The 13032-nt window shown below is 46.7% G+C and carries 12 protein-coding genes; all 12 read left to right on the top strand.

Annotated elements, in window-relative coordinates; genetic code table 11:
- Window positions 1-132: 132 nt before the first annotated feature.
- The 12 genes from NE665_RS18840 (at window position 133) to NE665_RS18785 (ending at window position 12581) form a co-directional block, all read left to right on the top strand.
- The gene (locus tag NE665_RS18840; protein ID WP_217780386.1) at window positions 133-1086 is read left to right on the top strand and encodes a conjugal transfer protein; all 954 of its coding nucleotides are present in this window, start codon (window positions 133-135) and stop codon (window positions 1084-1086) included.
- A 2-nt stretch (window positions 1087-1088) separates the two neighbouring features.
- Entirely contained in the window at window positions 1089-1382 is a 294-nt protein-coding gene (locus NE665_RS18835; RefSeq protein WP_002609134.1) for a hypothetical protein, read from the top strand.
- A 9-nt stretch (window positions 1383-1391) separates the two neighbouring features.
- The gene (locus NE665_RS18830) at window positions 1392-1772 is read left to right on the top strand and encodes a hypothetical protein (RefSeq protein ID WP_002609133.1); all 381 of its coding nucleotides are present in this window, start codon (window positions 1392-1394) and stop codon (window positions 1770-1772) included.
- The gene (locus NE665_RS18825) at window positions 1762-4161 is read left to right on the top strand and encodes an ATP-binding protein (protein ID WP_217780387.1); all 2400 of its coding nucleotides are present in this window, start codon (window positions 1762-1764) and stop codon (window positions 4159-4161) included. The genes NE665_RS18830 and NE665_RS18825 overlap by 11 nt, the downstream gene beginning before the upstream one ends.
- Window positions 4158-6476, top strand: coding sequence for a hypothetical protein (locus NE665_RS18820; protein WP_233104779.1), 2319 nt, complete (start codon window positions 4158-4160; stop codon window positions 6474-6476). Before NE665_RS18825 ends, NE665_RS18820 begins: the two co-directional genes overlap by 4 nt.
- Window positions 6463-7527 carry a lysozyme family protein gene (locus NE665_RS18815; RefSeq protein WP_233104780.1) on the top strand — a complete coding sequence of 355 codons (1065 nt, stop codon included), beginning with the start codon at window positions 6463-6465 and terminating at the stop codon, window positions 7525-7527. The genes NE665_RS18820 and NE665_RS18815 overlap by 14 nt, the downstream gene beginning before the upstream one ends.
- A gap of 16 nt (window positions 7528-7543) precedes the next feature.
- A complete protein-coding gene (locus NE665_RS18810; RefSeq protein ID WP_217780390.1) occupies window positions 7544-8134 on the top strand; it encodes a hypothetical protein in 591 nt (196 codons plus the stop codon).
- A gap of 14 nt (window positions 8135-8148) precedes the next feature.
- Window positions 8149-8610 (top strand): hypothetical protein, encoded by a 462-nt coding sequence (locus NE665_RS18805; RefSeq protein WP_217780391.1) that lies wholly within the window; start codon window positions 8149-8151, stop codon window positions 8608-8610.
- Window positions 8611-8624: 14 nt separating this feature from the next.
- The gene (locus NE665_RS18800; RefSeq protein WP_009270415.1) at window positions 8625-8885 is read left to right on the top strand and encodes an LPD11 domain-containing protein; all 261 of its coding nucleotides are present in this window, start codon (window positions 8625-8627) and stop codon (window positions 8883-8885) included.
- Window positions 8886-8904: 19 nt separating this feature from the next.
- Entirely contained in the window at window positions 8905-11055 is a 2151-nt protein-coding gene (locus NE665_RS18795; RefSeq protein WP_217780392.1) for an ATP-binding protein, read from the top strand.
- The gene (locus NE665_RS18790; protein WP_008819066.1) at window positions 11043-11384 is read left to right on the top strand and encodes a hypothetical protein; all 342 of its coding nucleotides are present in this window, start codon (window positions 11043-11045) and stop codon (window positions 11382-11384) included. The genes NE665_RS18795 and NE665_RS18790 overlap by 13 nt, the downstream gene beginning before the upstream one ends.
- A 357-nt stretch (window positions 11385-11741) precedes the next feature.
- Window positions 11742-12581: a replication-relaxation family protein gene (locus NE665_RS18785; protein ID WP_008819065.1), complete on the top strand. Its 840-nt coding sequence runs from the start codon at window positions 11742-11744 to the stop codon at window positions 12579-12581.
- Window positions 12582-13032: the final 451 nt, after the last annotated feature.

The raw sequence follows: 13032 nt of genomic DNA, 5'->3' as shown, positions 1-13032 counted from the left end.
AATCCACATTCACAATTACACATTTTATCACAACCTGAAGTGATACCAAATAATTCAGGTGGAAAGGAGAACTGGTATATTAAATTTATTACTCATTATATGAGTAACTTAAATATACCAGGAGTGAGGAGGATGCTGTTCAAACGGCTACATAAACACCTGGATCAAGACATAGAAGAGCACACAGAAGGAAGTGAGGGAAAACAGGTAGAACATACAGAGGAGGAACTGGAAGCACATCTACAGAAGCTGATGAAGCGACAACGGCGTATCGTGCGATTGAAGAAAGCAGTTCTGTATCTGATCGTAGGCATCGGTCTGCTGGGAGGATTCCGTTCCCTTGCTCAGGAACGACCGGACATAACGCCTGCAGTAGCGGTGAACGACTATAGTTTCCTGGAGGATTATATAAAAAACTATTATAAATATCCCAAGGATGAAGAAAGTCAACAGTTCTTACAGGAATTCACGACCGGAGGAAGCTGGAACGTATCCTATGATCAAAAGATCAAGAGTGCCGAGGTAGGAACCGTAGAAGTATATCAGGTGGAGCCATCCGATACAGAGGAAGGCCGGCTCACATCCTATGCCAGCGTATCCCTCGATCTGAAAGACGACGAAGGCAAGAGGAAACGACAAACAACATATATCGCGATACGTTCTATTCAAAAAGATGGTCACTATATCGTGGATCGTCCGATCTCGATGATATCAACTGCGCCAGCTGCTATGAAGGAAGATATGAAAAAAGGACTGGAGACAGAAAAAGAAGATATCAAGGGAACGGACTGTACGGAACAGGAGAAGCAGGAGATCACGAATACGATCCAGTTGTTCTTTACGACCTATGCCGCTGATCTGGAACAGGCACGGCTCCTGATGCAGGATCCGGAAACGCTGAAACCATTGGATCCGGATACGAAACCGGTATTCGTCAGTCTACAATCCGCCATACAGAATGAGGATGAGATACAGGCAGATGTGATCGTCCGCTATGAAACGAAGGAACTATTCCAACAGGAACGTAGCGTGCGTTTCCTGTTCGATAGAAAAACGAACAAGATCATTTCAAAGGAGGAGTATTAGGTATGGATTTTACAAAATTAGAAGGATTCAAGGTCATTTATTATTTGGTATTGCTCATCGTATTCGTGGCGCTCATGGTGTTCCTGTTGCGCAGCGCAAAGGAATCTCTGCGCCGCACCGGTGGGAAATGGCAGTCCGTCATCGATGAGATCGTCATCGGGTTCATCGTGTTGATCGCATTCACCATCATCGCGCAGATAGAGCCGTCATCGATCATCTCCTTCCTGACGAAACCTCTCAAGTGGATATGGGACCTCGTCCTGAAAGCATTGCGGTTCGTAGGCGTCAAGATCTAGAGGGCCATCATGAAGAGCGCCTATAATTATACGGCTGTCGAGACACACAAGCAGAAGCTGTATATCCCCTATATCGGGATCGAACTGAATGGCTGGGGGATGGTACTCGTGATGCTGGGCGGTCTGTTGTTTGCACTGATCCCCATCGGTATCCCTGCGTATCATCTGTTCGGATCCTTGGGGATCCTGTTGTCGATCGCGATCGCTGCGGTACTGGAGATCGGCGCTGTGATGTTCCTGACAGAGATCGACCGGGAGAGCCGCAAGAACAAGCTGATCACGTTCTACTATCGGGATGTGAAGAACTATCGCATCCTGTATGATTCCCAAGGACATACACATAGATTATCGAAGGAAAGAGAAGGGAGAGTGCATCGGTGTGTACGTTGAACCTTATTACAGCTATGGAGAAGGAAACATCGTCTACTGTAAGGAATGTATCTGTTATCACTATGAGATCCGTCCGATGAATAGCCTGTATGCATCCGATCATCAGCTACAGACGCTGATCGATAACCTGCATCGTAAGATCCTTTCCGTCAATATGCCGGGAGCGATCTATATCCTGCCACAGCGCATCGATGAACAGGGTATCCTAAAGCATTATAAGACGTTATATGAGACGAATGGTGATCCACAGACAGAGAAGCTGTATCGCTCCTTCATGAAGGATATCAAAGCTCAGCTGACAAGTGGTATCAAGTATCGCTATCGGATACATATATGCTTTACAGACAACCGTGATCCATTGAAGAAAAAGTGGTTGAGTGGTTGGCTGAGTAAGAACAACGATCCGTTGGAAAAGCGGATGGTCGATCTGAGTGAGGTCATCGATGAACAGATATACAAGAAATTGACTATGGATCTGAGTGTGGAACGACCGGACAAGAAAGAGATACAGCATCTATATGATTATCTGGCGATCCCGATCGAGATACCGATATCCGATTATTACACGATCCCGCAGGCAACGGAGCTGGAATATCATTATCAGACGCTGAAGAACAAAGGTGGATTCCGGGAGCTGTATTCTCGAGTGCTCATCGCAGATAAACTCATCCAGGATCGATTGGAGGATGGGTATCGTGCGAATGTGGCAGTCAATGAGATCCAGCTCTATACCTTCCCTGTCGACACGATCATCAAGTTCGATCTGGAGCATACGCAGACCTTCAAGAGCAATATGACCGGAAAACGTGAGGAGATCCATAAGAATGCACGCCGTTACTGGCAGAGCAGCGGACGAAAGGACAAGGAAGCACAGAAAGCCTTCGAGCTTGCGAAGATCGGAGAAGATGTGGATCCATCCATCGAAGATTCCAAGATCCGCTGGCAGATGATGCTGCGCATCCGTGCCAATACGCAGGACATGCTGATGAAGCGCAGCGACAAGCTGCAGAAGAGATTCGAAGGGAAACGGATCCAGTTGACGTATGCGATCGGGGAACAGGAACAGCTTGCGGAACACCTGTTTCCATATAAGAATAGCTGTTACCGGTATGTGAATCTAACAGACGTTTTGTACTTTGCGCATTTTAATTTTTTCGGTGGCTTATACATAGGAGAAGCAGACAAAGGAGTCGTGCTCACATATACGAGACCTGCAGACCTGCCGGTACGGATCGACATCGAGGCTCCGATCAAGGGATTGACGCAGACAGGGTCCTCTACGGTGGCCTTTGTCGGAGAGACCGGTTCCGGAAAATCACAGATAGCCAACTATTTTGCACTCCTCTCCATGATCTTCTATGGGCACCGGCTGCTATTGGTCGATCCAAAAGGTGACCGTCACAAGCTCGTGAAGCTGTTGGATCGCTTCGGTGATCTGACCTCTCACCTCATCATCGGAGATCCATCTTGTCCAAACGGTATGTTCGATGCCTTCCTATTACATCCGGATTCTCCCTTAGATGCATTGGCAGCGGCCAAGAATGATATCATCGCCCTGGTGCGTGCCATCAATCCACAGCAGGAGGTCGATCTGATGCAGGTCGATGAAGCATATATGGAGCTGAGCGAAGCAATCAACAGTGGAAAGATCACACGGATCACGATGCGAAGGTTGGTCGATGTCATGATGAACAAGGATCCCAAACTAGCACGCAGCCTGTATTCCCTGCACAATGATCCGATGGCCCGCCTGTTCTTCGGGGACGATGATACCGATATCTCGAAGGTGTTCCGTCTCGATCGCCCCTTCAATCTGATCACGTTCGCGAAGATGCCGGTGTATTCCAAAGATTCGCTCACCTATAACTATGATTCCGGGAATCTGGAACATCGGATCTTCTCCCTCATCCTGGGAAAGGTCAATGAGATCACGAACATGTTCTTGCGTATGTACAAAGGACAAGCGAAGACGATGCTGTTCGATGAGGCAAAACTGTATTCGACAGTCCCGGGTGGTATGTCCGTATTGGTGAACAACAATCTGATCGCAAGATCGGAGCTGTGTGATATGCTGATCATCCTGCAGAACTGGAGCGATCTTCCGGATTCCATCATCAACAATACCGGACAGTTCTTCATCGGCAATATGAAGAGCAAGGACGAGATCCAGCGTATCCTGTGCCATTTCGATCTGGATGGCAATTCCACGCTGTCCGCTATCCTGCAGGATCGAACGAAGGAGGAAGGTGTCGACCAGGCAAAGCAGCACAATTTCTTATACTGTGATTACAACAACCGCAAATGCCTGACGAAGATGGCGATCTTGCCGATGTTCTCGGATGCCTTCCGCACCTTCAAGGATATCGATGAACAGGGGGCGAAGTCATGAGATGGCGTAGATGCCTCACCATCCTGAGCTTGCTGTTCCTGCTGCTGGTCCCGACAGGTATCCATGCGGAATCTATGGATGGAGCGATCGGCAACGGTAATTCTCCGGGAGAGACGACAGCACAGAAGAACGATGAAGAAAAGGCAGATACCAATACTTCGGATTTTCTCTCGGATGCGATCATCAGTTTAGATAACGATACGAGAAAAAAAGAAATGGACCAGGATTATATCAAGAATCTCTATAATTCCAGTATGACAGCGAAGACCAAAGGGTTCAACCTGCTTGATGGGGATTCCATCGTCACATGTTTCATGAATTTGATCACGCTGCTTCTGGAAATGATCGGGTTCGTGATCTCCTTCTTCGTGTTGACGATCTATAACTTGGTATCCTCCAGCTTTTTGGGGACCGTCATACAGGGGATCTTTGATATGATCGACAAGGTCATTTTCGATTGGAGCGATCCCAATTCCTGGATCAATAAAGTGCTCCTGATAGCTGCATTGTCCTCTATCCTGTATAAGCTCATCAAAGACTTTACCAGGATCGTACGATGGCAACAGATCGTACAGATCGTGCTTACCGCCTTCCTATCGATGACCTTCATCACCTTCATCGGTCAGAATGGACGCAAGATTGCGAATGGGTTCGAGAACGTGACGTCACAGATGTTGACGGAAACGTTCGTATTCGGAGAAAAGAAGGAAGATCCGGAGATCATGAACAAGCAGAACATCTTCGATATCTTGCAGAAACAGCCGTTCATGGTACGACATTTCGGTACGACAGATCTTGCGAAGATCGCCGGTTCGGACGATAAGGATGCTATCGAAAAGGTAGGAAAGCGAGTACAGCGCCTCCTGAACGATCCATCACAAGACAATGCGGAGGATGAATATGACAAGTTCGGAAATCATGCGATCACGCATGATGGTGGTTCCGCAATGCGGGTCTTGGGACTCTCCTTCGTCTTGTTAGTACATCGTGGTGCGATCAGTATCGTCATCGCAGCGATCTGTATCGGCTTAGGGGCTGTAAAGGCCTCAAAATATATCGTTCTGGGATTGAGTGTATATCAACTCATCTGGTGGCTGCTCAAGCATGGACGCAAAGCTCGCCAATGGTTCACAGACAGGCTCATGTGGTGCATGGTCACGATCTTTGCGGATATCCTGTTCAGTATGGCACTGTTCTTCCTGGTAGAATTATGCACGAAGATATCCGCTTACAGTGTCCTGCTCATGCTGGCAGTCGATGTGATCCTCATCGTCCTGCTCAGATTCGTGATCAAGAATCTACCGACGATCATGTCGAAACTGATGGAAGATGGAAAGATCGTGGCAGAAGGAATGCTGTTGGGTACCTCTCCGATGTCGACGTACCGACAGTTGAAAGGCTCTGCTTCACAAAGTGATGCGTTTGATGGGGGCGGTGAAGGAAACGGCAGTGGAACAGGTGGCTATGGAGAAAGTGATGATGGTGATCTTCGTGATCATGATGATCCATATGATAGCAGCTATGATGACAACGCCTTGCGAGATGAAAAAGATCCCGATATGTATGCGGACGATATACAGGATGATGTGGACTCTGTGGATCATGAGGAAGCACCTGCAGATGGTGACAGCGAACTGGCTGGACAGGCTGGTCCTGCCACAAATAGTGAGGGTGCGCCTACAGAAGCAGAGAGTGAAACAGAAGGATCTGATGAAATGACTTCTGAGACACAGGAAGACATCGATGGTGGGGCACAGGAAACGGATCCGGGAGATAATGGTGAACCATTCGATGAAGAACATGCAGCTGACATACAGAACATGAGCGCAGAAACGCAGGAAGAGGAAGACCTGAGCGATGAAGCGGATATAGCGGAAGAAGATATGTTGGATATCGATATGGACGATGACGATGATCTTATCGAGGATGCAGGAGCCCCGGATATCTCAGATGTGGGAGGAGTTCCGGAAACAGTGGATCCTGAAACAGAAGATGATCTGAAAGATCGCTCGGATGATGATCCTATTCCTACAGAAGCTGCGAAACATACGGATTCTGAAGAGGCAACGGAAGAAACATCGTCAGCTTCTACAGAAGACAGCCCAGATGTAGAAATGAACACAGAACCTACACAAGCTACGCAGCAGCCGGATGATCCAAACAGTGTGCCTGCAGGAATGGATGTCGATGAAGGAGGACAAGAGAGCGGACCGATAAACGAACAGGATGTGCCGGCAGAACATGAGGCTTCAACAAAACCGGAAGAGGATACACTGCCGCAGGAAGAGGAGAACCTCCTAAATGAAGGCGATTAAGAAGCTCCTTCTCCTTTTCCTTCCCCTTATCATTATCATGATGGTGTTTCTGATGTTCCTTGGCGGTGGTGTGAGAGATGGGAATGAGACGCCCAAAAACAATCTCAGTTCCTCTGTCGAATATTATCGTCCCTATGTGTCCAAGATCGCCAAGCTGGAAGGCATGGAAGATTATGTGGATCTGATCCTGGCAGTGATGCAGGTAGAATCCGGTGGGACAGGCAGTGATCCTATGCAGGCATCGGAAGGGCCGTTCAACAAAAAATATCCGCAGATACCCAATGGGATCAAGGATCCGCATTACTCGATCCGCTGCGGTATCAAAGAGCTGCAGGATTGCCTGAAAAGGGCGAAGGTCAAGGATGCATCCGATGAAGGTCGCATCCGGGTGGCATTAGGTGGATATAATTTCGGAAATGGATTCATCGAATGGATCGATCGTGAAAAAGGTGGACGATGGACACTGGAAGCAGCTCAGGAATTTTCCGATATCATGAAGGGAAAGACCGGATGGAGCGTCTATGGAGATCCTCCTTATGCCGATAAGGTGATGTCCTACTATGACGCCTTGGATTTTATCAGTGGGGATGGGACATTGATCCCACCATTGAAGGGCTATACGCTCACCAGTGGGTATGGGAATCGACCATCGATCGGTGACTTCCATTATGGTGTCGATTTGGATGGCTCCTATGGTGCATCGATCTACGCTCCCGGTGATGCGAAGGTATATCAGGCATCCTCGAGCTGTCCTGCAGATGGCGGATACCTTGGAAATATGTGCCCGGGTGGTGCTTATGCCGGTGCCGGAAACTTTATCCAACTGAAAATGAAGTATAAAGGAAAAGAACTCTATATCCTACTTTGCCATATGAAGGATGTGGACGTCAAGACAGGACAGAGCATAAAGAAAGGACAACGGATCGGCAGCCAGGGACATTCGGGTAATTCGACAGCATCCCATGTACATATGGAGATGCATTTCTCAACCCCTGTGATCGCAACGACAGAAGGCAGTGTGGATCCGGAAAAATACATCAAATTCAAATAATGGACAGAGGTGAAATATGGAAAAGAAAACGATCGTGTCTATGGGTATCCTCATAGCTGTGACGGCAGCATTCCTATGGATGAATCAGCCATCAGAAACGAAGGTGAACTCGCAGCAGAGCAGTACCACGATACAGAAAAAGCCAACAACGGAGCCATCTCCTCAGTCGGATGTTCCCAATGATGTGGAAGAGGCCTGTAAGAGCGCAGCAGAACGCTTCGTGAGAGTGAAGAGCGAAGGCCGCAGCAGTGATATCTTCCTGGATCGTATCGAACCGGTCAAGGAACTTCTCAGCGATGACTTGTACCAGTCACTGGTACCGGATCTGAGTAAGGATGAGCTTGCGGCCATGCGAAGAGAGAGCAAACGTATCAAAAAAGAAGAAACGACAGAAACACAGGTCACATCGATGGACAGCGCTATCGACAGGATAGCGGATGATGACTTTGAAGTTTATGTCATCTACACTGCACAGACACAGCATGCGGACAGGAACGATACGAGCCGGTATCTGGTCCGGATGCGTGTACAGTGGATCGATGGGAAAGCGAGGATCTATAAGATGGTAGAAGAGAGCAGCCTGGGAAACGGCTTCTATGAAAAGTAAGAGGAGGATCCGATATGATAGGAAGGAAAGCAGACATCATCCACCGCTTATATGAACTACAGGAAAAGATGGAAGAGAGCGAAGGATATTGGAAAGATGCCCTGGAAAGTGATGCCCTTATGGAAAGTGAGGGATACGAGGAACAACATCAGGTCCTATATCAGGAATATTGGTACATCATGATGAAGGAAGTAGAAGAAAGGTGGCGCAAGTATGTGGAGGGGATCCTTGGTGATGGCCATTTTACAGAAAAGATATATGTGGAAGAATTGGAGATGATCATGGAGGCAGACGGTAAGCTCGTGGATGAATATCAGGGATACATCCTGCGCTCCGGCATGGATCCATTCGGTACGCTGACCTATTGGATCAAATCTCCGGATGGTGAACCGGTAGAAGAAAGTTTCGACTTCGTAAGCGATGCAGATGCGATCATATCGTTTCGTGGCATGGTCGATCGAAACGAGTTTTATTGAGATGAGGTGAAGATATGGTACTAGAAGAAATATTGAAACATGATGAGACGTTCCGCTATCAGCTCCTCTCCCGGATGGTGGAGGACTGTAACTATTATCTGGGATATGGCAACCGAAATGCCAAGGACCTTTGGGCCAATGATGAATGGGAGCAGATTGAGATCATGCAGGCCTTGTATGAGAGTTTTCCTCCCGAAAAGAAACCGGAATGGCTCACACCGGACGATATCCTGGGATATGGAGAACGGATGCTTACTCCTCTTGGAGAGATATAGGTGTTAGGAGGAAGGCGGAATGTTATATCAGATATTACCAAGATATGATCATCAGTTCCAGGCAGATACGATGCGGATGTTTTTAAAGACATTGTCCGGAACGAAAAGGCGTCGATCGTTGCGAGATCGTCTATCGAAGCTCTTCGATCCAAACTGTATCCTGGATTATCGTTTCATCATCGATTGCGACGGTAAGGATCAAACGGATGGGATGATCTCTTTCTACTTACAGGTGAGTGATGAAAGAGAGAATGGGCTCGTCCTGAACAGCCTGCAGAACATGTTCCAGGATAAGGCGAACGTATTCGAAGCGGTGAGACCGCTCACGCCGTATACGACAGTACATACCTTGTTTACGGATGATGTGCTGGATCATGCGAAAGATACGAAAAAGAGCCTTGCGACCTTCCGGGATGATCAGATCTTCCTGTTCATCCTGGGGACGATGCGCAACAAGACGAGGATCACGATCGATTTCAGTGTCGAAAAGAATTACAGTGCAACGAAGAGCATGTTACGAGGTGTGAGTACGGATGTCGATGTGCAGGTGATGATCAAGGTATCCGGAAAGACGAGATACCAGAGAAACCAGATCCTGGAGATCACGAATACGATCATCAATCTGACAGCAGGAGAAAAGGAGCTTCGGGCGATCTATCGGGATACCTATAAATTTTCCAAACTGACAGGAAACGAACTGATGAACCTGTTTCAGATCCCGACCTTCTACAATAAGAAGGATCTTGAGATACTGAAACGGATACACAAACTTGAGATCGGTCAGCGGACATTGAAGGAGGAAGAATTTGCGTCCGGGATCAAATGCGGACATGTCTATCATCCGATGCAGGATCGTGTGGTCTTCCTGAAGCAGCTACAGCTGCGGAAACATATGGTCATCTCCGGACAGACCGGTTCCGGAAAATCGAGCTTTGCGGAGGAGATGATGCGCGATATCCTGACATCTATCGTACAGGGGAAGAAGAACATACCGGGCTTCACGTTCTTCGATCCTGCAGAGACCAGTGTGCTGGGGGTCATCGATATGATGCTGAAGCTGCAGGCGGATGGTCATGATATCATGAAGCTGCGTGAAAAGATCCATTATATCGATTTTGGGTATGAGGATTGTATCTTTCCTATCTCCTTATTGAATAAGGATGTCCCCTCTACCGAGATCCTGGACTATTTCCGGATGTTGTTCGGTTCCGCAGTCACTGTACAGGTAGACCGTATGATCACCAGTGCAATCAATACGATCCTACTGGATGAAGATGAGCATACGATCATGGATATCCCAAAGATGTTTCAGGATGAAACGATGCGTGAGCGACTGTATGAGCGACTGAAGGATAATGTATATGCGGATGATGCATGTGCCTTCCTAAAAGGGCGTTTCGATAAACAACAGGTAGATCCGATCCTGAACCGTACCGATCCTTTCATCAATACGCCGAAGAAGAAGCTCATGTTCGGTATGCATAGTAAGTATGATGGGTTGCGGAAGATTTCAGAGTGGATCGAAAAAGGTGACATCATCTTATTCAATCTGAAAGGTCTCAATGACAATGACCTACGGATCATCGTCGGATATATCTCTTTAAAATATTATCTGATCGGTCTGAAGCGTCCGGATAATTCACGGCTACATCTGACCTTCATCGATGAATGTCACAAGGTGCAGTTCGATATCTACGAGCGCTGGTTGGCGGAGCTGAGGAAAGGCGGTATGGCACTGATCCCGATGACGCAATATCTGGAACAGTTCCAGCAAGGCTTCCTGAAGGCCGTCCTTGGGAATGCTGGTACGAAGGTGACCTTCCGACAGGGGCGTGATGGAGCCGTGCGTATGTCCGCAAACCTTCCCGGCCATCCGGATATCGATGGTCTGCAGGGACTTCCCGACCGGATCGGATATGTATCTACAGAGGACAACCGTATCGCCAAAACGGTACTCGTAGAAGTGGATCCGCCATATCGGTATAATGCCGGAAAAGTAGTACCACACAAGGAAGGAGAGAATGTGCAGGCGGAAATGAATACAGAGAAGAACCGTAACGAAGCACGCAGTTTGATGCGTCGTGACTTCCTGTCGAAAGAAGAGGCAGAAAAGATCGTATTCCGTAAAATAAAAAGACGAAAGAAAGGTGATGGAGAATGGGACGGATAAGATTTCTATTGTATAAGATATCGCAGCTCCTCCCAAAGGGACAACGCCGACCGGTGATCCTGATCTCATCGATTCTTGGGTTGTTCATCTTCTTTCAGTTCATGACAAGGATCAGTGATTCCTACCTGCTGTTGAGTGTGCAGCAGGTATTCCGGGATACATGGAAAGCATTGCAGGATGAGCAAGTCGGAGGACTTACGATCGTATTCATCTGTGCTATCTTGGGATATGGTGGATATCGATATTACGGCAGGATACAGACGGCCATCACGGTCTGTTATGCGATCATCTTCCTCCTCGCCATCTTGCCGTTCATCATGTCGAAGTAGGACGAAGATCTATGGAATTTGCTGTGCCGGTTACTGTGCCTAGAGCTGTGCCGACATATGTGCCGAATACTGTACGATATATGTCACACTTTTTCGCCATGAAATCCTTTATTTAAAGGCTAATTCAGACTTCAAAATTCTGGACAATTACCTTATTTTACCTTATAAAATAATATAAACTATAACAACCTTACGGAACGCTGCTTTATGCCTTAAATCAGAACCTTGCCCCCCTTATCCTCATATATATCTATCTCATGATATAACTATATATACTACTTGATACTACTGTATAGATATAGTAACTATTACTTTAATATAAACTATTTATTATGATAACTAAAGGAGGAATTAGTGATGGGACATAAGAATAAACCGAGAATATTGGACGACGATATTGAACTGATGATCCGGATCGCTAGACACGGATTCGTGGATATGGACTATATACAGTTATTTGCGTATGAGGGGAGAAAAAAAGAGACGATCGACAGACGTATCCTACAACTGGCTCTGCACGACTTCTTGATCATAGAGAGGACATTCATACCTGCGAACCATACAGCAAGTTTCCGGACCGGATACAAGATCGTTACTTTAGGGAAACGAGGTCTCCAGTACATGGAAGATATGGGATATGAGACAAAGGACAATACAAAAGCATTTTTAAACTACAGTCCTTATTACATGTATCATCAAGTGCAAGTGGCCACTGTTTGTGACATCTTACAACAGGCATACGAACAAGGTGTATCGAACTGGTATGTGGATGAAATACTTAATGAAAAGGAAGCATATCTGGAAGAGGCTTCCAACCGGCCGGATGCTGTCTTGATATTCAAACACAAGGATAGGACAAAGACATCTGCGGTATTGGTGTATTTAGAGTTGGAAAGATCGTATCCAAAGCAGGAGCGACTGGAAAGAAAAATCAGAGCGTACAACCGCTTGGTCAATGAGGAGTTATACGCAAACGCATTATCTCTGACTGTCATAGATCATCGTGTCTTATTTGTCAGTAAGGTAAGGAATGACCGACAGCTCCTGATCCGTAAGATACAGGAATATAAAGGTAAGATCGATTTTAATCTGTTGGTGGCAGGATATGAAAATGTCACAAAAGAACCTTTGAACGATATATACGAGATGCCTTTACATGTAGAGGAAACATATAAACTCATGGGGCAACTGCCATGATGAAGGAACTATATGAACGCCGTCGATAAGTATTATAGAACGAAGCATGAACTGCTTCAGGAAGGTTCTTATGCAGTAAAGATATTCTGTGATGCCAGCTTAAAGGATGGTGTCCTCGTCAGTGCGATCTATATCGATGATCATATCCGCATACATACCAAAACTAAATACCAAAGAATGAAAAGAATATTCAGAAAGGAGAAGCCTATGCGATCAAGATGGCATTGGATCATATAGCCAAACATTTTTATAAAGAAGCCGTCATATATACAGAGATCGATTCTATCATACATACACATCTATTCAGTGTCGTATTAGGAAAGACAAAGATTCAAGAGATCCCTAAGCAGCTCCGCCCTACTGCCCGGATGCATCAAAAACTCTGGTCGCAGTTTCGCTATGTGTACCGGATGAATAAAAGGATCGTACTGCAGAAAATAGATAGCAACAA

Origin of the sequence: Clostridium sp. DFI.1.208, assembly GCF_024463855.1 — a bacterium.
Lineage (GTDB): Bacteria > Bacillota_I > Bacilli_A > Erysipelotrichales > Erysipelotrichaceae > Clostridium_AQ.
The sequence above is the reverse complement of the archived record's forward strand: the minus strand, read 5'-3'. Positions and strand labels throughout refer to the sequence as shown.